20 protein-coding genes are annotated in these 24422 nt (G+C 71.2%); 10 read left to right on the forward strand and 10 right to left on the reverse strand.

What is annotated here, in order from left to right:
* Positions 1–46: 46 nt before the first annotated feature.
* Genes ABD269_RS10820 through ABD269_RS10830 form a run of 3 tightly spaced genes read left to right on the forward strand, consistent with a single transcriptional unit; the run spans position 47 to position 3699 of the window.
* Complete coding sequence (locus tag ABD269_RS10820; protein ID WP_344117577.1) at positions 47–1591, forward strand: alpha/beta fold hydrolase; 1545 nt, start codon at positions 47–49, stop codon at positions 1589–1591.
* A 45-nt stretch (positions 1592–1636) separates the two neighbouring features.
* Positions 1637–2335 (forward strand): response regulator transcription factor, encoded by a 699-nt coding sequence (locus tag ABD269_RS10825; RefSeq protein WP_344117578.1) that lies wholly within the window; start codon positions 1637–1639, stop codon positions 2333–2335.
* Entirely contained in the window at positions 2332–3699 is a 1368-nt protein-coding gene (locus ABD269_RS10830) for a HAMP domain-containing sensor histidine kinase (RefSeq protein ID WP_344117579.1), read from the forward strand. Before ABD269_RS10825 ends, ABD269_RS10830 begins: the two co-directional genes overlap by 4 nt.
* Positions 3700–3823: 124 nt before the next feature.
* Here ABD269_RS10830 and ABD269_RS10835 read toward each other — a convergent pair whose 3' ends face one another.
* On the reverse strand, positions 3824–4198 hold the full coding sequence (locus tag ABD269_RS10835; protein WP_344117874.1) for a cupin domain-containing protein: 375 nt from the start codon (positions 4196–4198) through the stop codon (positions 3824–3826).
* A gap of 67 nt (positions 4199–4265) precedes the next feature.
* Here ABD269_RS10835 and ABD269_RS10840 point away from each other — a divergent pair, with 67 nt between their 5' ends.
* Complete coding sequence (locus tag ABD269_RS10840; RefSeq protein WP_344117580.1) at positions 4266–4706, forward strand: MarR family winged helix-turn-helix transcriptional regulator; 441 nt, start codon at positions 4266–4268, stop codon at positions 4704–4706.
* 63 nt (positions 4707–4769) lie between these two features.
* On the opposite strand, the gene ABD269_RS10845 is transcribed toward ABD269_RS10840, so the two are convergent.
* The 3 genes from ABD269_RS10845 to ABD269_RS10855 all read right to left on the reverse strand — a co-directional run bounded on the left by ABD269_RS10845 (position 4770) and on the right by ABD269_RS10855 (position 7346).
* Complete coding sequence (locus ABD269_RS10845; protein ID WP_344117582.1) at positions 4770–5777, reverse strand: JmjC domain-containing protein; 1008 nt, start codon at positions 5775–5777, stop codon at positions 4770–4772.
* Positions 5778–5933: 156 nt separating this feature from the next.
* Positions 5934–6989 (reverse strand): cytochrome P450, encoded by a 1056-nt coding sequence (locus tag ABD269_RS10850; protein WP_344117584.1) that lies wholly within the window; start codon positions 6987–6989, stop codon positions 5934–5936.
* A gap of 219 nt (positions 6990–7208) precedes the next feature.
* On the reverse strand, positions 7209–7346 hold the full coding sequence (locus ABD269_RS10855) for a hypothetical protein (RefSeq protein WP_344117585.1): 138 nt from the start codon (positions 7344–7346) through the stop codon (positions 7209–7211).
* Positions 7347–7659: 313 nt separating this feature from the next.
* Here ABD269_RS10855 and ABD269_RS10860 point away from each other — a divergent pair, with 313 nt between their 5' ends.
* Positions 7660–8973: a cytochrome P450 gene (locus ABD269_RS10860; protein WP_344117586.1), complete on the forward strand. Its 1314-nt coding sequence runs from the start codon at positions 7660–7662 to the stop codon at positions 8971–8973.
* Between the two features lie 123 nt (positions 8974–9096).
* Complete coding sequence (locus ABD269_RS10865; RefSeq protein ID WP_344117587.1) at positions 9097–9522, forward strand: DUF3592 domain-containing protein; 426 nt, start codon at positions 9097–9099, stop codon at positions 9520–9522.
* A gap of 93 nt (positions 9523–9615) precedes the next feature.
* On the opposite strand, the gene ABD269_RS10870 is transcribed toward ABD269_RS10865, so the two are convergent.
* The 3 genes from ABD269_RS10870 to ABD269_RS10880 all read right to left on the reverse strand — a co-directional run bounded on the left by ABD269_RS10870 (position 9616) and on the right by ABD269_RS10880 (position 10993).
* Positions 9616–9786: an FHA domain-containing protein gene (locus ABD269_RS10870; RefSeq protein ID WP_344117588.1), complete on the reverse strand. Its 171-nt coding sequence runs from the start codon at positions 9784–9786 to the stop codon at positions 9616–9618.
* Between the two features lie 17 nt (positions 9787–9803).
* Entirely contained in the window at positions 9804–10199 is a 396-nt protein-coding gene (locus ABD269_RS10875; protein WP_344117589.1) for a hypothetical protein, read from the reverse strand.
* Between the two features lie 206 nt (positions 10200–10405).
* Positions 10406–10993 (reverse strand): TetR/AcrR family transcriptional regulator, encoded by a 588-nt coding sequence (locus ABD269_RS10880; RefSeq protein WP_344117590.1) that lies wholly within the window; start codon positions 10991–10993, stop codon positions 10406–10408.
* Between the two features lie 70 nt (positions 10994–11063).
* Here ABD269_RS10880 and ABD269_RS10885 point away from each other — a divergent pair, with 70 nt between their 5' ends.
* Positions 11064–11957, forward strand: a complete 894-nt coding sequence (locus ABD269_RS10885) for an NADP-dependent oxidoreductase (protein WP_344117591.1) — start codon at positions 11064–11066, stop codon at positions 11955–11957.
* 106 nt (positions 11958–12063) lie between these two features.
* Here ABD269_RS10885 and ABD269_RS10890 read toward each other — a convergent pair whose 3' ends face one another.
* Both ABD269_RS10890 and ABD269_RS10895 read right to left on the reverse strand, forming a co-directional pair.
* Positions 12064–12627, reverse strand: a complete 564-nt coding sequence (locus ABD269_RS10890; protein ID WP_344117875.1) for a cysteine hydrolase family protein — start codon at positions 12625–12627, stop codon at positions 12064–12066.
* 119 nt (positions 12628–12746) lie between these two features.
* Positions 12747–13790 carry a serine hydrolase domain-containing protein gene (locus ABD269_RS10895; RefSeq protein WP_344117592.1) on the reverse strand — a complete coding sequence of 348 codons (1044 nt, stop codon included), beginning with the start codon at positions 13788–13790 and terminating at the stop codon, positions 12747–12749.
* A gap of 314 nt (positions 13791–14104) precedes the next feature.
* Here ABD269_RS10895 and ABD269_RS10900 point away from each other — a divergent pair, with 314 nt between their 5' ends.
* Both ABD269_RS10900 and ABD269_RS10905 read left to right on the forward strand, forming a co-directional pair.
* Positions 14105–14827, forward strand: coding sequence for a VOC family protein (locus tag ABD269_RS10900; protein ID WP_344117876.1), 723 nt, complete (start codon positions 14105–14107; stop codon positions 14825–14827).
* Between the two features lie 100 nt (positions 14828–14927).
* On the forward strand, positions 14928–16316 hold the full coding sequence (locus ABD269_RS10905; protein ID WP_344117593.1) for an alpha-amylase family protein: 1389 nt from the start codon (positions 14928–14930) through the stop codon (positions 16314–16316).
* Between the two features lie 77 nt (positions 16317–16393).
* Here ABD269_RS10905 and ABD269_RS10910 read toward each other — a convergent pair whose 3' ends face one another.
* Positions 16394–17134, reverse strand: coding sequence for a class I SAM-dependent methyltransferase (locus ABD269_RS10910; protein WP_344117594.1), 741 nt, complete (start codon positions 17132–17134; stop codon positions 16394–16396).
* A 451-nt stretch (positions 17135–17585) separates the two neighbouring features.
* Here ABD269_RS10910 and ABD269_RS10915 point away from each other — a divergent pair, with 451 nt between their 5' ends.
* Positions 17586–24398 (forward strand): SDR family oxidoreductase, encoded by a 6813-nt coding sequence (locus ABD269_RS10915; RefSeq protein WP_344117877.1) that lies wholly within the window; start codon positions 17586–17588, stop codon positions 24396–24398.
* The last annotated feature ends 24 nt before the right edge of the window (positions 24399–24422 follow it).

Genomic DNA, 24422 nt, shown 5'->3' on the forward strand with positions numbered 1-24422 from the left:
CGGCAACGTTGTGCCCGCAACGGAGTCCGAGGCAGAGGAGAGGGCAATGACGTACAAGAGAACGGCGCGACGTGCGGGTCTGGCTGTGAGCGTGATGGCAGTGACGGCCTTGGTGCTACCGACGGCGACCGCCACCGCCACCGCGCCCATGAGTGGCCCCGCAGCCACGGCGGCACCCACCTGGTGCCCGACCGTGGGCGGGCACCAGGTCGACTGCGGCCGGCTGGACCGTCCGCTCGTCGCGGGGAAGCCGGAGCTCGGCAAGGTCAAGGTGAGTTACGCGGTCGTACGCCACAGCGCGCCCGGTCCGGCCAAGGGCACCGTCGCCGTCAACCCCGGCGGCCCGGGCGAGACCTCGATCGACAAGGCCGAGGCGTTCGCCTGGGGCCTGGAGGGCCTGCTGAAGGACCACGACCTGCTGCTCGTCGACCCGCGCGGCACCGGGAAGTCGCAGCCGATCCCGTGCGGGGTCACCGACGCCGAGTACCGCTTCGGCACGCGGGTCCAGCAGCGGGCCGCGGTCGAACGGTGCGCCAAGAACCTCGGCCCCAAGGCCGCCGGATACACCTCGGCGGCCACCGCCGACGACATCGACGCGATCCGCGCCCACATCGGCGCACCGAAGCTCAGCCTGTACGGACTGTCCTACGGCACGTACCTGATGCCGGTCTACGCCTCCCGCCACCCCGAGCGCGTGCGCTCCATCGTCCTGTCCGGCGCCTACCCCCTCGCGCTCGACCCGCTGGGGCGGCCCAGCGCCCAGGCGGTCTCGTCCAACCTGCGCCGGGTGTGCGAGCGCAGCGTCCCCGTCGCCTGTGACGGCGAGCAGGCCGTGCAGGACCTCGCCACCACGGCCGCGCGACTGCGGGCCGAGCCCATGACGGTGCCGATCACCACCGACCACGGCGTCTACCAGAAGCGGTTCACCGAGGACAAGCTCGCCAACCTGCTGTTCGAGGCGGCAAGCAGCCAGGTCGGCCTCGAGCCGGACAAGCCCTCGCTGCTCGGCCAACTGCCCCACGCTCTCGACCGCTTCGTGAAGGGCGACGCCGCGCCGCTGCGGACGCTGGTCCAGGAGGAGGGGAAGACGGGCAGCACGGTGGACCAGGCACCGTACATCGCGGTCACCTGCAACGACTACCGCAAGGCCTGGTCGAAGAACGTGCCGCTGTCCGAGCGGTGGAACCAGTACAACGCCGCGCTGGCCGCCGTACGCCCCGGTGAGCACGGGGCGTTCAGCGCCAAGGGCTTCACCGAGGGCACTACCGACGCCGGCGACGTGTGCATCGGCTGGCCGCGTGAGAACACCCCCGACCCGCAGCCCACGAAGCTCAAGCTGCCGGACGTCCCGGTCCTCGTCCTCTCCGGCGATCTCGACGCCAACACGCCCGAGGCGAGCGGGAAGAAGGCCGCCGAGCAGTTCCGCAACAGCCGGTACTTCTCGGTCCGCAACATGGGGCACGTGCCCGAGCTGGAGCTGAGCGGCTGCGTCACCGGGGTCTCCTCGCACTTCCTGCGCACCGGCGAGCCGGGCGACACCTCCTGCCTGCGCACCCTCCCGCCGATCACCGTCACTCCGGTCCGCGGCTGACGGGCCGGTGCCGTGACCGCCTCCACCACCGGCGAAAATGATCACATGACTGAGGAAACGGGGCACCGCCGGACGGTGCTGGTCGTCGAGGACGACCCGGGAGTGCGCAGCACCCTGGACCAGCTGCTGCGCTTCGAGGGCTACCGGGTGCTCGTGGCCTGCGACGGCCTGGAGGCCCTCGGCCTCCTGGAGCAGGAGCGGCCCGACCTGGCGGTGGTGGACGTGGTCATGCCGGGCCTCGACGGCCTCGGCCTGTGCCGGATGCTGCGCAGGCGCGGCGACCGGCTGCCCGTCCTGGTCCTGACGGCCCGGCACGAGGTCGGCGACCGGGTCGCGGGGCTCGACGCGGGCGCCGACGACTACCTCGCCAAGCCGTTCGCGACCGAGGAGCTCTTCGCCCGCATACGCGCGCTGCTGCGGCGCACCGAGCCGCCCGAGGACAGCGGGGCTCTGACGGTCGCGGACCTCACCCTGGACCCCGCATCCCGGCAGGCGTTCCGCGGGGAGCGGCAACTGGACCTGACCAAGACCGAGTTCGATGTTCTGGAACTGCTGCTGTGCCATCCGGGCGTGGTCCTCAGCCGGTCGCAGATGTACGAGCGGATCTGGGGATTCGACTTCGACACCACCTCCCGCTCCCTCGACGTCTACATCGGCTACCTGCGCCAGAAGACCGAGCAGGGAGGCGAGCCCCGGCTGATCCACACCGTCCGCAACGTCGGCTACACGATCCGGCCCGCATGATGCTCCGTACGAAGATCACTGCCGTCGTCGCCGCGGCCGCCGCGCTCGCCATTTCCCTCGCCGCCTTCATGTCGTACCGGGGCGTGAGCGGCCTGGTCGCCGACGAGCTCGAGCGGGGCCTCGACGACCGCACGAACACCGTCATCACCCTCCTCGCCGCCGGCCTGACCCCGCCCACCCGGCCGGACACGATCGAGCAGGTCGTGTCCGCCCAGGGGGAGGTCAGGCTGCTGGCGCCCGGTCGCGACGCCCTGCCGGTCACACCGGACGCGCTGCGCGTGGCCCGGACGGGGAAGGGAGAGAGCAGCGCGGACGTCGTCGTCTCCGGCACCGAGTACGGCACCCTGACCAGACCCCTGCCCGGCGGCGGGGCGGTCATGGCCGGCCAGAGCTACGAGGGCGCCGCGCGCGTCGACAACCAGTTCCTGTGGCGGATCTCCTGGACCACCGCGGCCGCCATCGGCTTCGCGGCGCTCCTCGGCTGGCTCGTCCTGGGACGGATCCTGCGACCGGTCCGCCGACTGGCCACCACCACCCGGCGCATCACCACCACACAGGACCTCGCCACGCCGCTGCCGCCCGCCGGATCCGACGAGATCGGCCAACTGACGTACAGCTTCGAGCACATGCTCGCCGCGCTGCGCCGCTCCCGCGCCCAGCAGCAGCAACTGGTCCAGGACGCCAGCCACGAACTGCGTACGCCGCTCACCTCGGTGCGCGGGAGCGCCGAACTGCTGCAGCGGGCGCGCGGCAGGCTCGACCCCGAGGACGAGAAGCAGATCCTCACCACCCTGGTCACCGAGACCGCCGCCCTCGACGACCTGGTGCGCGAGCTCGTCGAGCTGGCCACCGACCGCTACACGGAAGAGCAGCCCGAGGCCGTCGACCTGGCCGTCGCCGCGGAGGACAGCGCACAGCGCTTCCGCCTGCGGACCGGGCGCACCGTCCTCGTCATCGAGGACCACGCGAACCCACCGGTGCCGGTGCGCGCCCGGCCGCGCGCGCTCCAGCGGTGCGTCGACAACCTGCTGAGCAACGCGGTGAAGTTCAGCCCCGAGGGCACCCCGGTCGCCGTGCACATCGGCGGGGGCAGGCTGACCGTACGGGATCAGGGTCCGGGCATCGCCCCCGGCGAGCAGCACGCCGTCTTCGACCGCTTCTACCGCGGCCCCCGGACCCAGGCGACGCCTGGCTCCGGTCTCGGCCTGGCCATTGTGTACGACATCATCGCGGCCGACGCCGGAACCGTCTTCGCCACCACGGCGGAAGGCGGCGGCGCGGAGGTCGGCTTCGACCTCCCGCCTCACGGCCAGGACGGGCCGAACGGTGCGATGGCGCGGAGGCGTTCCTGGAGAGCGCCGTGAATCATCCCTTCTTTGAAAGGCTCCGTTGGGAGATACGTGATTCGGCGCGCCTGCGTCGTTGGTCTTCTTGAGAACGGACGTCGTGACCAGAGGCTTCGTGGGCGGCCCGGCTCGGCGGCAGTTCCTAGTTGGCCCACGGCGGCGTGAGGGTGCTGCCGTCGGGGAGTGTGGCGTTGAGGCCGACGCGGGTGGTGACCCAGATTTCCGCGGACCGGTCGGTGAGGTTGCTCAACGACAGTTCGGAGCCGGCGGGGGCCACCGCCGCGTCACCGGTGCCCAGTTCGGCCGTCTCGCCGTCGATGCTGAACTGCGGCCGGCCGGAGAGTACGTAGAACGCCTCCTCGTGACTGATGACGTGCGCGGGGGCTACTGTCCCGGCGGGGATCTCGGCGCGCCAGCCGGCCAGGTCGCCGCTGCCCGTGGCTGGGCGGATGTACGAGGTGAAGCGAGCTCCGTGGATCTCGTGGACGACGGTCTCCGTACTGCGGACAAAAGGCATGGCAACCTCCAGATGGTCAAGTAGCTTGTCCATGTAGACAAGCAGCTTGACCAGATATAGTCAAGGCATGGATGACGCCCTCGCCTTCTCCGCGCTCGTGCTCGCACTCTCCGGTCAGCTGGTGCAGGAGATCGATGCCCGCGTCTCCCAGCAAGGTTTCGAGAACCTCCGGCCGGTGCACGGCTTCGCGTTCGCCCGCGTCGCCGCCGGTGACGCCACCACCGCCGACCTCGCCGTACACCTCGGCGTGACCAAGCAGGCCGCCGCCCAACTCGTCGCGGACCTGGTCCGCACCGGATACCTGGACCGACGCCCGCACCCCGGCGACGCACGCGCCAAGCTCCTGGAACTGACCGAGCGCGGCTGGGCCGCCACCCGCGCCGCCGACGAGGCAGCGCGGTCGGCCGTCGCACCGTGGCGCGAGGCGCTGGGGGAGGCCCGATTCACCGAACTGGTCAGCGACCTGACCCGGATCGCACCACGCGGACCGATCCGGCCGGTGTGGTGAGGCGACGGGCGCCCTCGAGGCCTGAGGACTCCTGGGCATGCCGGGGAACGTTCTGGCTGCGCGTCAGTTCGCTGTGCGTGCCGCGTCGCGCAGCCTGCGCCACGTACGACTGACGGACGCCAGCCCGGCGCGCCCCGCGCCGGGGCCACCGGTATCCCAGTTCCGGGCCGTCTCGGTGAAGGTCTCCGCCCGCGTCGGTGCGACCGGTCGTCGCGTCTGCGCGGCCCGTGCGGCGAGCCGCAGGTCCTCCGGTTCGATCGTGTCGAGCTTCGCCCGGACGTGGCTGAGCAGCGTGGCGCAGGCGTCGGCGATCGCGGCCTCGCCCAGCGGGCGCGCCGGGAGGTCCAGCCCTTCGGTCAACAACTGCTCCAGGGCCGTCCTCAGGTCCTGCAGGGAGATGTCGCGGATCGTCAGCGACAAGTGGGCGGACAGTCCGGCGGCGCCCACCGCGCGGTGCGCGAAGCCGCGCGGGATGTAGAGCACGTTGCCGGGCTCGAGGACGGTGTGCAGGAGCCGTGGGGAGTGCTCGCCGTCCGGGAGCTCTCCCAGCGACCAGTCCGCCACCGCCGGTGCGTCGTGGACGTGCCAGGTCTTGCGTCCTGCCACCTGGAGGACGAACACGTCGGCGTCGTCACGGTGCACCGCGAGGCCCTGACCGCCGACGGGCGTGACGAAGAAGAACGCCTCCACATGTCGGCCGATCTCCTCGGACAGTCGCGCCGGCAGATCGCCCGTCGGGCGGTGCCATTGATCGACGTGTCGCAGAAGCAGTGTCGCCCCGGCGCGCAGGAGCGCGACGACTTTCGCACGGTCGGCGAAGCCATGGTGCGTTATGCCGTTGACCACGCGTGACGTGGTGTAGGCATCGGGCGGGACGACAACCTTGTTGGAGCGGACCATCTCCAGATAGGGGGTGCGCAGCAACCCTCCGTCGAAGGCGGCGTCCAACTCGGCAAGGTCGAATGGCGAGGCGAGTGTCTCCGGCGTGAAGACCGCAGGCTCGCGCTGCCACTGGCGGCCGGCGAAGCTCTCGACGTCGCCGACCCAGTCGGCCAGTGTGGGCGATTCCATGGTGTTTCCCGTGGTGTCAGGGGGTTCGGTGCTCGCGGCCGGCAGCGTCCGCGACGGAACGGGGGCGTGTGCGGGCTCCGTGGCGGGAGGAGTTCTGCGTGGTGGTCCCACTGCCCTCGTCGGGAACGGCAGGCGGTGCGAGGGCGCGACGCCGGATCATGCCCCGGCTTCCGCCTCGAACCGCACGGAGAGCAGGGAGCGCAGGGGAACGTGAGTCTCCTGCTGCGGGCTGCGAATGACGAGTCGGTTGTCGAAGGCGACGGTCAGCAGGCGCTCGGCCAGGGGCACGATCAGGTGCTTGGCCCAGCAGCGGGCGCCGTCGAACCCGAACGGCATGAACGCGGGCGTCTTCTCCGGGTCCGCCACACCGGCCCATCGCTCGGGCCGGAACTCCATCGGGTCGGACCAGTAATCCGGATGACGATGCATCAGGAGCGGGAAGAGCGCGACGTTGTCCTCGGGACGGATCTCGGGGTGCAGTTCGGTGTACGCGTCCCCGCCCTTGCGGAACAGCATCCACGCGGGCGGGAGCAGCCGCAGCGTCTCCCACAGGACCGTGGTGAGGTCGTTGCGGGCTCCTTCCTGTTCCCGCGCCGGGCCCATGAGCCACAGGGCGTTGCCGGCCAGTGCGGCCACGCCGTCGCAGAGGGTGGCCGTCGCTCGCCGGTACATGGCGATGGCCTGTCTTCTGTCCCGGGTGTCGGAAGCACTGCTGATCAGCTCGGCCAGCGCGGTGCGCCTGCCCTCGGCATCGGATCCCGGCCAGACGGTGACGGCGCGGTCGACGATCCGGGAGAGCGTGTCGGAGCGCGTGACGCCGCGTTTCGACAACAGGGAGACCGGCAGGGGGTCGGATGAGAAGAGCCACTGGCGCAGGTAGGAGGTGGCCGCGTAGGGCCAGGCACCGGACAGACCGCGTGCCGGGGGCGGTGGGGTCCGGATGCCCGCCATGACGTCCTGCCCCAGCGCGCGGATCGTCCGTGTCGCGCTGTCGTGGTGGATGTCGGCTCCTGCGGCGGGCTTGTAGACCGAGCGCTCCGTCGACAACACGGGGCGTGCCGCGACGATTTCGGCTATCAGGTCGCAGTCGGAGACGCCGACCGTGGTCGCGTCGATCCGGAATACTTTCTCTTCCCTGGCCAGCAGGTCCTGAATCCGCGGGGCGTATACGACGGAATGGCCGCGCACTGCTGCCGACGCTATTTCTTCCACGGGAATCCCGTCTCCATTGGAATGGCAATGAAATGCGTTTCCCGTGGCAGGCGGAGAACTCCGGGCATGGAACGGGCAGGACCGCCGCTCCGCGCCGCGGCCCGGCCTGCGGCGGAATCCGACACGGTCGTGGCCGCCGCGGACCGCGCCGGCCAGGGGGTACTCTGCGCCGTCGGCGGAGGCAGCGGCATGGCCGCGTCCCCCGCCGACGGCGGTGCATCAGATGACGTGCAGAACCCACGCGTGGTTGGCGAGGTCCTCGTCCTTCTTGAACTTGCTCACGAGCGCCTTGATCATCTTCATGACATCTCCATTCTCGGTATCGCGGGCACGACGGAAAAGGCGTGCCCGCGCCATAGTTGGAATTCGATATTCCTGTCCGGAACCCGAACTGGATCATCTAAAACCGGACCCTAACCGAAAGCGAGCGCCCCTGACACCCCTTCACGGGCGATGATTTGATCCCGGGGTCGTGCGCAAGGAATACGCAAGCAATACGCAAGCCGTGCGCAAGTCGCCTCCCCGCGACCGGTCCGGTCGCACGTAGCAGGCGTTTCCCGCCGACCGGCCGGTGCCACGGAGCCGTTGCTCGGAGGTTTGACGCTTCACCCGCGCCGTTGAGGGCACCCCTCAAGGGGAAGAAGCGGGCTGTCAGCCAGGAGGTGTGGCCATGCGTATCCCCGGTCCCGAGCCCCGGGCGGACGGTGGGGTGGGCGCTGTCGCGGCGGCGGGCGGACTGCACAACTACCAGCTGCGGCTGCACGCCGAGTACGGTCCCGTCGTGCAGTTCCAGCTTCCGGGCGCGGAGACGGCCGTTTCGGTCGCCGACCCCGTACTGCTGGAGGCCACGGCTCACCTCAACAGCCGGCCGGAGCGGCTGTTCGAGTTCCTGGACCCGCTGTTCGAGGCGGGCAATGTGCAGGTGATGGCGGCTGACGAGCACGCCCCGTGGCGGCGCCTGCTGCTGTCGGTGCTGGCCGGGCGCCCCTCCCACGAGCGGCACTTCGCGCAGTTCACCGCGCTGACGACAGCACTCGCGGACCGTTGGGCCGGCCGCGAGCCCGTCGCGCTGCAGAAGGATCTCACCGCGCTGACACTGCGGATGATCTGCGAGTACGCACTGGGGGGTGATGCCGCGGACCCGGACAGCGTCGTCGCCGCCTTCGAGGAAGTGCTCACCGAATCCCTGGGGCAGCTCTACCAGGTGCCGGTCCCGGGCACACAGAAGCAACGTGCTGAGCGGGCGGCAGAGGCTCTCGCCTACCTGCGCGCGACGGTCGACCGAGTGGTTGCCGCGCATCGCTCCGGCAGCCGGACAGACACGAGCGATCTGATCGGGGCACTTGTCGACGCCGGTGAGCGGCCCGCGCGGATCCGCGACACCGTCATGGTGACGATGCTGGCCGCCCACCACACCACCGGGGTGGCCGTCTCATGGACCCTGCATCTGCTGGGGCGGCATCCCGAGGTGGCCGAACGCGTCGCCGACGAGCTGGACCGCGTCCTCGGCGACCGTGCGGCGCCCGAGTACGCCGACCTGCGACGGCTCACATACCTGGACATGGTCCTGAAGGAATCGATGCGGCTCTACCCGCCCGGCCCGTACGGTGCGCGGGAGACGGCCGAGGCCCTCGTCCTGGGCGACTACGAGATCCCGGCCGGGGCGACGGTCTTCTATCCGTTCTGGGCCGTCCACATGAACCCTGACCACTGGCCCGAGCCGGAGAAGTTCGTACCCGAACGGTTCACCCCACAAGAGGCCGCCAAGCGGCCGAGGTTGGCCTACATCCCGTTCGGAATCGGGCCGCGCAGCTGCGAAGGCGCCGGTCTGGCCATGGTCAAGGCCGAGCTCGTCCTGGCCGTACTGCTCAAGCGCTTCCGGTTCCGTCCCGCGCCAGGACACGAAGTGACGCCGATCGAACGGTTCGTGCTGTGGGCGGCCGACGACATCCGCATGATCGTGAGCCCGCGGGTGCCGGGGTAGCGGTCGACGGGCTATCCCGACGTCTTCGTCGTCGCCCCGAGCGCGTGGTCGACCCCACCCACGAGCGGCTGCCACAGCCGCCCCACGCGCAACCGACAACTCTACGTACACGTCGTACAGCACATGGAACGCGAATGGCTCTTCTCGCTCATCCCGCTGACGATTGGCGTGATCTCCCTCAGCTTCGGCGTGTACGGACTCCGCCGTGCCGCCGCGCTCCGTCGCACAGGTGTCACCGCACAGGGTCGGATCGTCCGCCACGAAGTCAGTCGAAGCGACGAAGGAGCCACGTTTCACCACCCGGTCGCAGCCTGGACGACCCGGGACGGCCGCGAGTGCGAGTACTCATCCAGGTTCGGCCGCGGTTCCGTCGCAGGCCACTTCGGCGTGGGGTCCTTGGTCATGGTCCAATACGATCCGGAGGATCCACGCCGGTTTGCGATCCAGGGCTGGGACGTAACAACGGTCGACCTGTTGTTCACCGTGTTGGGATCGGTGTTCACAGCGGGCACGTTGGCGGTGTTGCTCGTTCGGCTGCTCACTCTCTGACCCAAGCCTGAGCCGCCCAGGCTCGCCCGAGAGCCCTGACGGCGACTGCCAGCCGTCTACCGCGGGCCCTTCGCGCCTGGCTGCCCAGTGGCCTCAGACGTGAGGCGGCAGGACCTCGATGATTTCGGCGATGCCGACGGCGGGTTGGGCCTCGTGCATGGTGATCACATCACCGGGCTTCAGATGGTGCCACTGCCCGATCTGCAGGGGAGCCAGGCGAACGTCGGCTATCTCTCCGGGGCCGAGCTGCGGCTCGAACTCCACCCAAAGCCGTGCGACGTTCAGATCTTGTCGTCCGTCTGCGGTGCGGTTACCGATGCCCCACAGAGGCCTGAGCCGACCGTCCCCTGAGAAGGCACTCTGGCGTCCGCCCTCGTCGGCCCGAGCAGAGACAAGGTCGCACGGATCGTGCCGTGTTCGGCTTCCCAGCCCCGCCACTCGCACCAACGGCGGCTGCGATCAAGCATCATCTGCCGAGCGGCCTCGGAGAGCATCTTCCAGAAGGTAATGGATACCGGATGGATATCCGCGATCTCGATGAGCACGTCGAGCGCCATCTCCCATTCCTGGAGCTCGATCTCCTTGCGAGCATCTCCGGCCGTCTGGCCGTTCTCTGCCACGGCGTCCTCGGGCAGTAGGTCAACGGCCTGCCGAAGGAGTGTGAACGCGTCATCCATGTGCTGGATTGTCGCCTGCTCCCGGGCGCCTTGTCACAGGGTGGACACTGACGAGAGGCGCACCTGACCCGTGGGGCCGTTCGTTGTATCCCGCGAAGGCCGGGCTTCGCCGTCCCCGGGGGCGAAGTGAGGAGAACGCGATCACGAGCACGATCGCTCCGGACGCCGAATTCGGCGGCGGCCTCCCAATTTGGAGGAACAGTTCCTCACGCACGTCGAGAAGGGCAGGTGACCTCCCAGGCCGCCTCGACCATCCGGAAGATCTCGTCCACCGCGGCTTCCGGATCGGCCGCCTCCCGGGCCAGCGAATAGGCGTCGATCACGAACCTCGCGATCGTCCGGCTCGCCGTTGTGGTCCGGGACAGTTCGGGATCGGCGGCGATGGCCGCGGCCAGCGTCTCCGCGTGGCGCAGCCTCATCGACTCCTCGTATTTCCGCAGGGCGGGTGATTCGTCGATCATGCGCCAGATCGGGGCGGCGCTGTCCGCTGTGCAATGTCGCACCAGGGCCTGGATCTCGTGGCGCAGCGCAGGGATGAGGGGCTCGTGCGGGGCCCGGCCGGTGACCGCCTGCGTGAGGCGTTGCTCGAAGTGGTCGTCCTGCTCGAACACCAGGGCCTCTTTGGAGGCGAAGTGGGAGAAGAGCGTGGTGACGGCGACGTCGGCGTCAGCGGCCACGTCACGGATACCCACCGCGTCGTACCCGCGTTCCAGGAAGAGCCGCAGGGCGCTGTCGGCGATCTTCTGACGGGTCGCGGCCTTCTTACGCTCACGGCGTCCGGACGGCACGGTCATGTCCTGAAGCTATCAGATACGAAGCTGGAGTGGTTCGAAAACACTAACTGTTAGCGCTACGGTCCGCCGCATGAAGAAGGTGAGCTTCGCCGAGTTCGGCGGTCCGGACGTGCTGCAACTCATAGATGCCGAGGAGCCCCACGCGGGCCCCGGCCAGGTGCGCATCGCCGTGCGGGCGGCGGGCGTGAACCCCGTCGACTGGAGGGTCCGTGAAGGCCAGATCCTGAAGGCCCATCCGATCGAGTTGCCCGCCGGAGTCGGGCTGGACGCCGCCGGGGTGGTGGACGAGGTCGGCGAGGGCGTCGAAGGGGTCGAGGCCGGCGACCGTGTGTTCGGCGAAGGCTCCAGCACCTATGCCGAGTTCGCCGTGCTGTCGGCCTGGGCCCGCATGCCCGAGGGGCTGACGTTCGAAGAGGCAGCCGGGTATCCCTCCGTGGTGGAGACCGCGCTGCGCGTCATCCGCGAGGTCGGTGTGCAGCCTGGGCAGACGCTGCTGGTCAGTGGTGCGTCCGGGGGAGTCGGATCGGCGGTGCTGCAGATCGCCCGCGACCGCGGCATCACGGTGATCGGCACCGCCGGGGTCGCGAACCAGGACTATCTGCGCGGCCTGGGTGCCCTCGCCACGACGTACGGCGAGGGCTGGGTCGAGCGGGTGCGGCAACTCGGCCACGTCGACGCGGCCCTCGATCTGGCCGGCTCGGGCGTGATCCGCGAGCTCGTCGAGCTGACCGGGGACCCGCAGAAGGTGATCTCCATCGCCGATCTCGGTGCGCCGGAGCTCGGTGTCCGGTTCTCCGGCGTGGCCGGGAGCGTGCCGGATGCGCTCGCCGAGGCCGTCGGCCTCATCTCGCGGGGAAAGCTCCACATCCCGGTCGAGAAGTCGTACACGCTCGTCGAGGCCGCGGCGGCGCACATCGACAGCCAGGCCGGTCACACACGGGGGCGCCGGGTCGTGGTCGTCTGAGCCGTTCGCGACCCCGGCCGCGCGGCGCTCAGCTCGGCTCCTGGATCCGAGGCCGCGCCTCCCCGACCGCCAGGAGTGTCGCCACGAGGGTCCCGGCGTCCTCCCGCTATTGCGGTGCGGTGGCTTTGAGCCAGTCCTCGACGGCGATGACATCCGCCCACTGCGGGAACAGTTTTTCGGTGAGGAACCGGTGCACCTCGGGGTCGGTGTCGAGGCAGGCATCAGGCAGGACGGTGAGGTTGAAATCCAGGTCCATGGCTTGGCACAGGGTGTACAGCACCACACCACTGGTGGCGATGCCGGTGAGAACAAGGCTGTCAATGCCGCGCCCCCTGAGCACCAAGTCGAGATCGCTGCCGGAGAACGCGCTACCCCGCCTCTTGGCGACCACGACGTCCCCCTGCCGGGGCGCGATGTCGTGATGGATCTCGGTGCCGGGGTCGCCTTCCGTGAACAGGCCGGCCCGCACAGCGGCGGTGAGCACCCTGTTGCGAGGGCTGACCTCTGGATTGCCCGGCCGCAACTCGATGACCACGTAGATCACCGGGATGCCCGCCGCGCGGGCGCCGTCGATGGCCCTGCTCAGGCGTGGCAGATATCCGGAGCCATCGTCGGCGATGTCCACGATGTCCCGTTGGACGTCCATTACGAGGAGCGCGCTGTTCGCCATGCTTGCCGTCCCTTTGTTACTGAGGTGGCTGAACCAGATCAACTCATTCTTGTCCAACGGTCGGCATCCATGCCTGCGGGGCCAGTTGAATTGAGAGGATCGCCGTCCTGAGGCAGCGGTCAGCTGAAGGCGAGCTCGCGGAAGCGGTTGCGGGTCTCGGTGAGCGGCTGACGGTCACGCGTGTAGTAGAGCTTGTTCGTCAGGAGGACGGCCCACGTGCCCTTCTTCGGCGAGAGCCACATGCCGGTACCTGTGAAGCCGTAGTGCACATACGTGCGGTCTGCTGGATCTGTGCCGGGGGCGAGGTGCCAGAACAGGCCGCGTACGGGCTCCAGGGCACCGGTCTGGACGGTCAGGGACTCCTCGACCCAGCTCGGTCCGAAGCCGGGCTGCGCAGGGGCCATGGTGGGGTCGAGCATGTACCGCAGGAAGCGGGCGAGGTCGTCGAGGACGGAGAAGACGCCGGCGATACCGCAGACGCCCCCGAGGAGACGGGCGGAGAAGTCGTGGACGCTGCCCCTGAGATGGCGCCCGGTGTCCTCGACGAGCTCGGTGGAGGCACACCGGGCCGCGAGGTCGGTCGGCAGAGGGCCGAAGCGGGTACGGGTCATGCCCAGGGGCTGCCAGACGCGGGTGTGGGCGAGCTGGTCCAGGGTCTGACTGGAGAGGTGTTCGGCGAGGTAGCCGAGGACGAGGGCGGCCCGGTCGGTGTATTCGACGGCTTCGCCGGGCGGCCGGTGCAGGGCCTCGTGGAGGACCCCGGCCCGGACGGCGGCCGGGTCGGTGCCGTAGAGGTTCTTGAGCTGGGCCTGCAGCGGGACACCGGCGGTGTGGGTCAGCAGCTGCCGGGCAGTGACCTGGCCGAGCGGGTATCCGATGACCTCGGGCCAGAAGCCCTCGAGGGGTTCGTCGAGAGGGAGGGAGCCGTCTTCCCAGAGGGCGCCGATGGTTGACCAGACGGCAAGGATCTTGGTGAGGCTGGCGACGTCGAAGACAGTGTCCGGCCGCATCGGGATGTCCGGCTTGGCGGGGTCGAGGACACCGGCGGTCCCTCCGGCCCTCATGCCCGCGGCGTCGCCGACGGCCCAGACCGCGCCGGGGTAGACCTTGCCGCGTACGCCGTCCGCCACGAGCTGCTTGATCCGGTCGGTGCTGTCTGCCATGAGCATCTCCGATGTCGCCGTACGGGCCCGGCTCGTCAGCGTAGTGACGGCGCCGGGCCCGGGCGGGGAACTCGGCGGGGCGGTCAGCTGATCCGGTGGCCGGGTTCGGTCAGGGCTCTGGCGGTGGCGCTGAGCGGGTAGCGGGCGAGGTTGCCTCATCCGGCCTTGAAGCCGATGGTGGCCGGCCTGTTCTGCCTGCCGTCGAATATTCGGCTGCGGGTGACGCCGGCTCACCTCTAGGCTTCCGCCCGTTCGAGGGGTTGACGAAGCGCCCTGTCGACAGCGGTCAGTCAGCGGATCGGAGATGCACAGGAATGACTTGTCAACTGTTCGCGGTCTGCTTCAATGCGAGCGAGCCGCCGAGTCTCGCGCGGTTCTGGTCCGGGGTCCTGGGGTGGGAGATGGTCGACGATCCACAGGGCGGAGCCGCCCTCCTGCCCAGCGATGACACCGGGTTCCGAATCCGTTTTCTTCCGGCCCAGGAACAGAAGGTCGGGCAGAACCGGATGCACTTCGATCTGACCAGTACGTCCCTGGAGGACCAGCAGCAGACAGTGGCCAGGGCGCTGGGGCTCGGCGCGCGGCACATCGATGTCGGCCAGCGCCCGGAGGAGGGGCATGTGGTGCTCGCCGACCCCGAGGGCAACGAGTTCTGCGTCATCGAGCCGGGCAACAAATTTCTCGCCGACTGCGGCTTCATCGGAGCGCTGGCTTGCGACGGTTCGCAGGAGGTCGGCTACTTCTGGAGCGAAGCGCTGGGGTGGCCGTTGGTCTGGGATCAGGATCAGGAGACCGCGATCCGCTCGCCGCACGGCGGTCCGAAGATGACGTGGGGTGGTCCACCGCTGATGCCGAAGGCGGGCAAGGACCGGCTGCATTTCGACCTCGTTGCACCTGACCGCGATGATCGGCAGGCAGAGGTCGAGCGTCTGCTCTCCCTCGGGGCGGCTCGAATCGACACCGGCCAGGGCAAGGGCAGCTGGGTGGCGATGACCGATCCCGACGGCAACGAGTTCTCCGTGTCGACGCCCCGGTAGCCCGGCCGGGCGTCAAGTCCCCGGGCCTGTACGGCGGTTCTCGGGCGCATTGGTGCGTGCGTGGGTGAAATCCGGATGATGGCGCATATTCTTGGATGCCGTGGGACGACATGACGTGGCACAGCCGATGGTGTCCGGCGCGGGGCGATGGCGGCTCGGTGCCCTGCTCGGCGCGTGCGGAGCGGTGGCCCTGACCGCCCTGCCGCTGGCGATGGGCTTCGGCCGGCGGGGCGGTGGCGCGTCGTCGAAGGCGGTTCGCCATCAGGGGAGCACACACCTGGGCTGGGGCTTCACCCACACCCAGCACAGCGCGGACCACGGCGAGCCGGAGGCCACGCGCAGGGCTGCCGATCTGCTCTCCGCGCGGCCCCTGCCGCAGAACCAGCACATCATGGGCTGGGGGGCGGAGAACCCCGAACCAGCGCCCGGGCGCTACGACTTCGAGGCCCTTGACGAGCGCGTCGCCCTGATGCGGGCCACCGGCGCCACCCCCGTCCTCACCCTGTGCGGAGCCCCCGACTGGATGAAGGGCGGGCGGAAGGGCCGCACCGACTGGTCCCGGCTGGAGGCCGCTCCCGACCGCCGGCACTACGCGGACTTCGCCCGGCTGGCGGGCAGGATCGCCCGCCGCTACCCGGACATCCGGCACTTCCTCGTGTGGAACGAGCTGAAGGGGTTCTACGACGAGGACCGGCGCCGCTGGAACTACGAGGGGTACACCGAGCTGTACAACCTCGTGTACGCAGAGCTGAAGCGGCAGAACCCGGACAGTCTGGTCGGCGGCCCCTATGTCGTCGCCGATCACGATCCGCCCGGCGACGGGGAGGGAACGCCCGAACTCAGCGGCGTATGGGGAGACTTCGACCAGCGCTCGGCCGATGTCGTCCGGTACTGGAACAAGCACAAGGCGGGCGCGGACTTCGTCGTGGTCGACGGGGCCAGCTACACCCGCGAGGGCCACCGGACGATCCCCGACGAGTTCGCCGCCACCGAGAAGTTCGCCGACGTCACCCGCTGGCTGGGGCGCGTCACCGGACTTCCGGTGTGGTGGGCCGAGTGGTACGTCGAGCCGCCCGCCGAGGACGACCGGCCGGGCGGCCGGGACGGCTGGAGCGAGCGGCACCGCATCGCCGTCCACGCTGTCGCGATGATGCGGCTGGCGGAGAGCGGCGCGTCGGCCGCCCTCTACTGGAACCCGCAGCAGACAGGGGACGACTGCCCGGGCTGTCTGTGGCGGAGCACCCAGCTGTACGACGGGGGCCATGAGCTGCCCATGGCACAGCTGTTGGGACGGTTCGCCCACGAGTTCCCGCCGGGGAGCGCCTTCCGGCCGGTCGTCGCCACCGCGGGGGCCGGGGCCAGGATCCAGGTCCTCGCCGATGACGCGGCCGTGCTCGTGGTCAATGCCGAGTGCCGACCGGTAGAGGCGCGGGTGGACGGGCAGGCACTGTCCCTCGCCCCGTACGAGGTGCGCTGGCTGACCCGCTGACCCGCTGACCCGCTGACCCGCTGACCCGCTGACCCGCGCATTCCGGAGGTCGGGCCGCCGGGGTGTCCGGTGCGTCGTCAGGCGCGGCAGCGCAGCATCTCCAGCGGAGGGTTGGCGAGGAAGTCCGCCCAGAAGTCCGCACCGAACTCGCGCACGCCGGCATCGGACACCGTCAGCGGAACCCAGGTCACCTCGCTGAATCCGGCCGTTCGCAGACACTGCTCGTAGACCTCGCGGCGCGGGAGAGTACTGACGATCGTGATCGGCGGGTCGAGCAGCGCCGTGGTCCGGACGCGCGGTCCGGCCTCGGCCCCCTCGCCGGTCAGCTCGGTGACGAAGCCGTACTTGGCCAAAGAGGGCCCGTCGAAGTCGTAGTCGGGTGATTGGTTGAACAGGAAGAGCTCGGCTCCGGGTGCCAGACTCCGGTGCACGTTGCGGCACATTCGCTCCATGGCGGCGACGCCCTCCGCGTAGTTCAGCAGCTGAACCGCCACGGCGACGTCGAAGCGCTCTCCGAGGGGCCGCAGTTCGGACACATCGCCGACCTCGTAGCGCACGCCCAGCGGATTGCGCTCTTCCATCTCCCGTGCCACGGCGACCATTTCACCGGAGATGTCGACTCCGAGCACCTTCCCGGCGCCGCGCCGTTTGAACTCCCTGCTGTAGAAGCCGGTGCCGGAGGCCAGGTCGAGGACCGACTTGCCGCGTACGTCCCCGACCATGGCCAGGAAGCCGGGCACCTCCGCGTACTGCATCAGCGGCAGGGCCTTGAAGCCCTCGAACGCCTCGCCGATCTGGTCGTACTGCTGCGCACTCATCGTGCTGTCCTCTCCTGTGCTTCGTCATGCCCTTGGCCCCGGCTCCCACCTCGGGGTACGCCGTGGCCTCTGGCGGGCAGTCTCTCCACACTCCGGTGGACCGTCGTACTGGCAGAAGCCACGAAGATGCCGGCATCGTCCCGGCCTCGTGTACAAGCGGGCGCACGAACTCGAGCCGATGTTCATGGGAATGAGTGAACGGATGATCCGTGAGTGAGGCCTTGAGGCTTGCTGTCAAGCGGAATATGATGCGCGGGCTCTGGCAAGTCCCCGTACGTGCAACTGTGCGCCCCAGAACCGGACTTGCTCCTCCGGTTGCGGCGTGAAACGGTGATCCGGAACGTCGTTCTGTGGGGAAGAAGCGACTGCGGAGGCGGGAGCGATCGCCCTTGCAAGCGGCTCCTCCGGCATCGTCCAGATTACGAGTCCCTGGTGGGGAGCCGCCCTCGTGGTGCAGTCCGTGATCGGTGTCAGTCCGTTCGGAGAGGCCGACGCGCGGGTCGTCGCGGCCGTCTGCAGAGCCGGTGGGACCGGTGTCCTCGACCTCGGCAGCGGAGACCGCCGCGTCCGTGAGGCCCTCGCTCTCACCCGCCGCCGGACCGGCGGCGACTTCGGCGTGCGCGTCCCGGAGGACTGTGCGCTCCGCCCGGACGAGCTGTACGGCCCGGACGGCACGGGGCCGCACACCGTCCTGCTGGCCCCGGGCGTCAAGTGGCCGGAGGACGAGGGCCGTGGCGTCACCGTGCTGGCCGAGGTCCGTTCGTTGGCCGAGGCCCGCGCCGCGGTACGGGCGGGGGCGGCCGGTATCGTCGCGCGTGGTGGCGAGTGCGGTGGCCCGGCCGGTGAGCTGTCCACCTTTGTGCTGCTGCAACAGCTGCTCTCCGACCCGGAGACGGACGTCCCCGTCTGGGCGTGCGGCGGTATCGGGCCGAACACCGCCGCGGCGGCCGTCCTCGCGGGCGCGGCCGGCGTCGTACTCGACGTACAGCTCGCGCTGCTGGAGGAAGCCGCCACCCCGCCTGCGCTCGCCCGCCTGCTGCGCGCGGCGGACGGCACCGGGACGGTCCTGGCCGACGGGCGGCGCCTGTTGGACCGCGACCGCCCCGGTGTGCCCGCCGAATTGCGCGACCGCCCCGTCCCGCTCGGACAGGACGCCTTCCTCGCCCGCCGCTTCGCCGCGGACCACCGCACGGTGGGCGGCGCCGTACGGTCGGTGCGCGAGAGCATCGACCGGGCGCTGCGGGACCCCGGCGCGGTGGAGGCTCTGCTTCCCGGGTCGGCGCTGAGCCGCTCGTTCGGCACCGCGCTGCCCGTCGCGCAGGGGCCGATGACGAGGGTCAGCGACCAGGCGCGGTTCGCCGCCGCCGTCGCCGAGGGCGGCGGCCTTCCGTTCATCGCGCTGGCCCTGGCCGGTCCGGAGCGGACCAGGTCCCTCCTGGAGGAGACCAGGGCCGTGCTCGACGGGCGGCCCTGGGGCGTGGGCATCCTGGGCTTCGCGCCCGAGGAGGTACGCGCCGCCCAGCTGGAGGCCGTGCGTGAACTGCGGCCCACCCACGCCGTCCTGGCCGGTGGCCGCCCCGCGCAGGCCGCCGCGCTGGAAGCCCAGGGAATCCGTACCTTCCTGCAGGTCCCGACGCCCGGGCTGCTCGGCCAGTTCCTCGACGCGGGGGCCAGGCGGTTCGTCTTCGAGGGCGCCGAGTGCGGCGGCCACGTCGGGCCCAGCAACTCCTTCCCGCTCTGGGAGGCCCAGCTGGCCGTCCTGACGGACTTCCTGGACGCCCGGCCGGAACGAGGCGAAGATCCGGGGATCGAGGTGCTCTTCGCGGGCGGGGTGCACGACGAGCGCTCGGCGGCGATGGTCGCGGCCCTGTCCGCCGGGCTCACCCGGCGCGGTGGTGCGGTCGGCGTCCTGATGGGCACCGCCTACCTCTTCACCCGCGAGGCGGTGGAGTGCGGTGCTCTCCAGCCGCTCTTCCAGCACACGGTGCTCACCGCGCAGAGCACCGTCCTGCTGGACACCGCACCGGGACACGTCACCCGCTGTGTACCGAGCCCGTTCACCGACACCTACCGGACGCACCAGGAGGAGCTGCGCGCGCAGGGCGTCCCCCGGCGGCAGGCATGGGAACGGCTGGAGCGGCTCAACCTCGGGCGGCTGCGCATCGCCAGCAAGGGCGTCGAGCGCGTGGACGGCGAACTCCGCGAGGTGGACGAACGGCGGCAGTTCGACGAGGGCATGTTCATGGCCGGGGAGGTCGCGGTGCTGCGCGACGCCACCACGACCGTCGCCGAACTGCACCGCGACGTCACGGACCGCGCGGCCGCCTTCTACGAGCGGCGGGCCGCGGAATGGGGCGCCGCCGAGCCATCCGGCGCGACGGCACAGCCGCCCGTGCCGCAGCCGCTCGACGTCGCGATCGTCGGCATGTCCGCGATGTTCCCCGGAGCCCCCGACCTGCCCGCCTACTGGGCCCAGGTGCTCGGCGGCGCGGACGCGGTGACCGAGGTGCCCGAGGACCGCTGGAACCCGGCCCTCCACTACGGCGAAGGGGCGCCCGCGCACGACGTCTCGGTCTCCCGGTGGGGCGGCTTCCTGCCGGGGATCCCCTTCGACCCGCTGCGATTCGGCATTCCGCCGGCCTCGCTCGCCTCCATCGAACCCGTGCAACTGCTCGCCCTGGAGGCGGCCCGCAGAGCCCTCGCCGACGCGGGCTACGCACACCGGGACTTCCCGCGCGAACGCACCGGCGTGGTCTTCGGGGCCGAGGCCGGCAGCGACACTTCCCACGCGACCACGCTGCGCACCGTTCTGCCGACCTACCTGGGCGGGCGGCTCCCGGAGGACCTGGCGGAGCAGCTGCCCACCCTTACCGAGGACTCCTTCCCCGGGATGCTCGCCAACGTCATCTCCGGCCGGATCGCCAACCGGCTCGACCTCGGCGGGGCCAACTACACCGTGGACGCCGCCTGCGCCTCCTCCCTGGCCGCCGTCGACGTGGCCTGCAAGGAACTGGCGACGGGCGCGGCGGACCTCGTCCTGTGCGGCGGCGCCGACCTGCACAACGGCATCAACGACTATGTGCTCTTCTCTTCCGTGCACGCGCTGTCGCCCACCGGCCGCTGCAAGACCTTCGACGCCGGGGCGGACGGCATCGCGCTGGGCGAGGGCGTCGCCTGCGTGGTGCTCAAACGACTGGCCGACGCGCAGCGCGACGGGGACCGGGTCTACGCCGTCATCAAGGGCGTCGGCGCCTCCAGCGACGGACGCTCCCTCGGCCTGACCGCGCCCCGGCCCGAGGGCCAGCGCGCGGCGCTGGAGCGGGCCTACGCCCAGGCCCGGATCTCACCGGCCCGGGTCGGCCTGGTCGAGGCGCACGGCACCGGTACGGTGGTCGGCGACCGCACCGAACTCGACGTGCTCACCAAGGTGTTCCAGGAGTCGGGCGCCGAGCCGGGCCGGTGTGTCATCGGCTCGGTGAAGTCGCAGATCGGCCACACCAAGTGCGCGGCCGGTCTGGCCGGGGTGATCAAGACGGCCCTGGCGCTGTACACCGGGGTGCGTCCGCCCACCCTGCACGTCCGGCGGCCCAACCCGGCGTGGCAGCCGGAGAGCAGCCCGTTCGTCTTCCACCAGCGGTCCCTGCCCTGGGCCGAGCCGTCCGGCGAACGCGTCGGCGGCGTGAGCGCCTTCGGCTTCGGCGGCACCAACTTCCACGTGGTGCTGCGCGGCTGCGACGGCGAGGCGCCACCGCGCCGGGCCGGCGACGCCTGGCCCGCCGAGCTGTTCCTCTTCCGAGGCCGGGCGGCGATCGAGGATCTGCTGCGGCTGGCGGAGGCGAACGCGTCCCACGAGCCCGCCGCAACAGCCGCCGCGGACATCCAGGACGCGACCCGCTGGCGGCCGTGGCGGCTGCGCGACCTGGCACGCACGGCGGCGCGCCGGGCCTCGGACCCGGCCGCCGGGCCGGTCACCGCGGCCGTGGTCGCCTCCGGCCTCGCCGAGCTGCCCGGGCTGCTGCGCTCCGCGCTGGCCGACCGGACGGCACCGGGCGTCTTCACGGCCGGGGCCGAACAGACCGGCGGCAAGCTGGCCTTCCTCTTCCCGGGCCAGGGCAGCCAGCGGCCCGGCATGCTGGCGGACCTGTTCACCGCCTTCCCCGAGACACACGGACACCTGCGCCACGCCCCGGCCGCCGCGATGTTCCCGCCGACCGCGTTCGACCCGGCCGCGCGGGACGCACAGCGCACCCACCTGGCCGACACCCGCAACGCCCAGCCGGCCCTGGGCGCCGCCGGCCTGGCCGTCCATGACGTGCTGTCGGACCTGGGCATCCGTCCCGACATGGCGGCCGGCCACTCGTATGGGGAACTCGTGGCGCTGTGCGTGGCCGGCGCGTTCCCCGCCGAGGCACTGCCGGAGCTGAGCAGGCTGCGCGCCGAGGCGATGTCGAGCACCATCGGGGACGAACCGGGCGCCATGGCCGCTGTCACGGCGGGGGCGGCCGAGGTGGAAGCCGCGCTGGCCGAGGCCGGGCTGGCCGGGCAGGTGGTGGTCGCGGGCCACAACTCCCCGTCCCAGACGACGATCTCGGGGCCCAGCCAGGCGGTGCGGCAAGGAATGGCCGCATTGGAAGACGCAGGCTTGCGCGTCCGGCCGCTCGACGTGGCGTGCGCTTTCCACAGCCCGATGATGGCTGGCGCGGCGCAGACCTTTGCCGAGGCGCTCTCCTCCCGTCCCTTGCGGGCTCCGGACCTCCCGGTGTGGTCCGGCCTGACGGCGACCCGGTATCCGGCGGACACGGCCGAACTGCGGGCCCGCCTCGCCGGGCAGATCGTGGCACCGGTGCGGTTCGCCGAGCAGATCGAGGCGATGTACCAGGACGGCGCGCGGATCTTCGTCGAGGCGGGCCCGGGCACCGCGCTCACCGGTCTGGTGCGCGCCACCCTCGGCGACCGGCCGCACCTGGCCGTCCCCTTCGAGCCCCACTCCGAGGCGGGACTGCGCGGCCACCTGGAGGCGCTGGCCCGGCTCGCGGTCTCCGGCGGCGTCCAGGTCGACGCCGAAGCGCTGTTCGCGGGCAGGGACGCGGTGGTGGCCGAGCCTGGGCGGACACCGGAGCGCCCCGGCTGGATCGTGGACGGGCACCTGGTCCGCACTGCGGACGGCGGGCTGCTCCCCGGCGGGCTGCGCCCGGCGCGGCGGATCGCGCCGCTGACGGGGGCCCCGGCCCCAGGTGGTGACGGGGCGAACGGGGCCGGGCGGGTGGACCGCGAGGTCCTGCTGCAGGACTTCCTGCGCGGCAGCCGTGAGCTGATCGCGGCACAGAAGGATGTCCTGCTGACGTACTTCGGCGGGGCGGGAGCGCTCCCGCCGCAGGCCCCCGCGCCGGTGCCGGCCCCGGCCGTCATTCCGGCCCAGGCCGTGGAGACGGCCGCGGCGGCGGAACCGGTCCGCCCCGCGGACACCGACGAGCCGGTGGATCTGTTGCGCACGGTGGTGTCGGTGATCAGCGAACGGACCGGCTACCCCGTGGAGATGATCGATCCCCAGCTCGACCTCGAGGCCGACCTGAGCATCGATTCGATCAAGCGGACGGAGATCGCGGGCGAACTCGTGAAACGGCTGGGAGGCACCGCGACCGGGCCGCAGATCCCGCAGGACGCGGACCTGGAGAGCCTGACCCGCGCACGGACCGCGGCGTCGATCGCCGAATGGATGGCATCGCGCACGGACGGCCCCGCCGGGCAGGCAGCCGACGAGGACCCCGCCCGGCAGGAGAACCAGGAACCGGACGACGCCATGCCCGCCGAGCCTGTCGGAGTCGCGCCCAGGCGGTACGTGCCACGGAGCGTGGCACTGGACGACGCGCCCGCACCACACGGCTCCGAGGCTCTGCGGAACAGGCACTTCCTCGTGCTCGGCGAAAGCACCGGCCTCGCCCGGGCGCTCCTCGCCCGGCTCCAGGAACACGGGGCACAGGCCACCCGTGCCGACGGGCACCCCGACCCCTCCGCCGGGCCGCTCGACGGCGTGATCCTGCTGGCCGGCACCGCCGGTCCGGTGCTGCCGGACGCCTTCCCCCTCCTGAAAGACCTCCTCGGACGCGGGTTGCGCTGGCTGCTGTACGTCCAGCAGGCCGAGGACGGTGACCGGGGCGACGGGCTGGGCGGTTTCTTCCGTACCGTCGCCCGCGAGTACTCGGACACGGTCGCCCGCCTGGTGTCCGTGCCCGGCGGGGAAGGCGACGGGACGGCGGGCGCGATCGTCGGGGAACTCCTCGCACCGGACCGGACGCCCGTCGTCGAACGCACCGAAGACGGCCGACGGCTCGGCACCGAGCCGCAGGAGGCCCCGCTGGGCCCGCTGTTCACCGACGACGAGTCGACCGGGGCCCGGGCCGCCGAGGCCCTCGGGCTCGGGCCCGAGTCCGTCCTGCTCTTCGCGGGCGGGGCCCGCGGGATCGCCGCGCGCGTCGCCGTCGCCCTCGCTGCGGCCTCCCGCTGCCGGGTCGAACTGCTCGGCCGTACCGGCATGGCCGACGCTCCCGAGCCGCCCGACACCGCGGGCATCACCGGACGCACCGCACTGCGGGCCGCGCTCGCCGCGCGCGGTGATCTCCGTCCCGCACAGATCGAGCGGGAAGCGGGCCTCATCCTGGCCCGCCGTGAGATCGAGGCGACCCTCGCCGGGATCCGCGCGGCCGGCGGCGAGGGCGCGTACCGTTCCGTCGACCTGCGGGACGCGCAGGCCGTCGAGCAGGCGGTCAAGGAGACCCACGCCCGCCACGGACGCATCGACGGCCTGGTGCACGCCGCCGGAGTCATCGAGGACCGGCTCATCGCCGACAAGGACCCGGCGTCCTTCACCCGGGTCCACGGCACGAAGGCCGAGAGCGCCCGCGCCCTGTTCACCGCACTGCGCAGGCTCCCCGAACCGCCGCGCTTCACCGTGCTGTTCGGCTCCGTCGCGGCCGTGCACGGCAACCGGGGCCAGGCGGACTACGCCGCCGCCAACGACGCCCTCGCCGCACTGGGCAGACAGTGGCACCGCTCCACCGGCACCCGGGCACTCACCGTGCACTGGGGGCCGTGGGCCCCGGACGGCGTGCACGGCGGGATGGTCGGTCCGGAACTCGCCCGGGAGTACGCCCGGCGCGGCATCGGCCTGATCGACCCGAGAGAAGGGACGCTCGCCCTGCTGCGCGAACTGACCTGGGGTGACGACGACACGTGCGAGGTCGTCCACACCGCGCCGGGGTGGTGACGGTGAATCCAGGGCCTCCCCGGA

It is taken from the genome of Streptomyces blastmyceticus, assembly GCF_039521185.1.
In the GTDB taxonomy this organism is placed as follows: domain Bacteria; phylum Actinomycetota; class Actinomycetes; order Streptomycetales; family Streptomycetaceae; genus Streptomyces; species Streptomyces blastmyceticus.

Excerpts from the sequence above, each read along its gene's own strand:
- ABD269_RS10895 (WP_344117592.1), bottom strand. The coding sequence starts at position 13,790 with ATGGCAGACAGCACCGACCGGATCAAGCAGCTCGTGGCGGACGGCGTA.
- ABD269_RS10865 (WP_344117587.1), top strand. The coding sequence starts at position 9,097 with ATGGAACGCGAATGGCTCTTCTCGCTCATCCCGCTGACGATTGGCGTG.
- ABD269_RS10890 (WP_344117875.1), bottom strand. The coding sequence starts at position 12,627 with ATGGCGAACAGCGCGCTCCTCGTAATGGACGTCCAACGGGACATCGTG.
- ABD269_RS10825 (WP_344117578.1), top strand. The coding sequence starts at position 1,637 with ATGACTGAGGAAACGGGGCACCGCCGGACGGTGCTGGTCGTCGAGGAC.
- ABD269_RS10855 (WP_344117585.1), bottom strand. The coding sequence starts at position 7,346 with ATGGCGCGGGCACGCCTTTTCCGTCGTGCCCGCGATACCGAGAATGGA.
- ABD269_RS10900 (WP_344117876.1), top strand. The coding sequence starts at position 14,105 with ATGACTTGTCAACTGTTCGCGGTCTGCTTCAATGCGAGCGAGCCGCCG.
- ABD269_RS10830 (WP_344117579.1), top strand. The coding sequence starts at position 2,332 with ATGATGCTCCGTACGAAGATCACTGCCGTCGTCGCCGCGGCCGCCGCG.
- ABD269_RS10875 (WP_344117589.1), bottom strand. The coding sequence starts at position 10,199 with ATGGATGACGCGTTCACACTCCTTCGGCAGGCCGTTGACCTACTGCCC.
- ABD269_RS10880 (WP_344117590.1), bottom strand. The coding sequence starts at position 10,993 with ATGACCGTGCCGTCCGGACGCCGTGAGCGTAAGAAGGCCGCGACCCGT.
- ABD269_RS10845 (WP_344117582.1), bottom strand. The coding sequence starts at position 5,777 with ATGGAATCGCCCACACTGGCCGACTGGGTCGGCGACGTCGAGAGCTTC.
- ABD269_RS10835 (WP_344117874.1), bottom strand. The coding sequence starts at position 4,198 with ATGCCTTTTGTCCGCAGTACGGAGACCGTCGTCCACGAGATCCACGGA.
- ABD269_RS10860 (WP_344117586.1), top strand. The coding sequence starts at position 7,660 with ATGCGTATCCCCGGTCCCGAGCCCCGGGCGGACGGTGGGGTGGGCGCT.
- ABD269_RS10910 (WP_344117594.1), bottom strand. The coding sequence starts at position 17,134 with ATGAGTGCGCAGCAGTACGACCAGATCGGCGAGGCGTTCGAGGGCTTC.
- ABD269_RS10840 (WP_344117580.1), top strand. The coding sequence starts at position 4,266 with ATGGATGACGCCCTCGCCTTCTCCGCGCTCGTGCTCGCACTCTCCGGT.
- ABD269_RS10885 (WP_344117591.1), top strand. The coding sequence starts at position 11,064 with ATGAAGAAGGTGAGCTTCGCCGAGTTCGGCGGTCCGGACGTGCTGCAA.
- ABD269_RS10820 (WP_344117577.1), top strand. The coding sequence starts at position 47 with ATGACGTACAAGAGAACGGCGCGACGTGCGGGTCTGGCTGTGAGCGTG.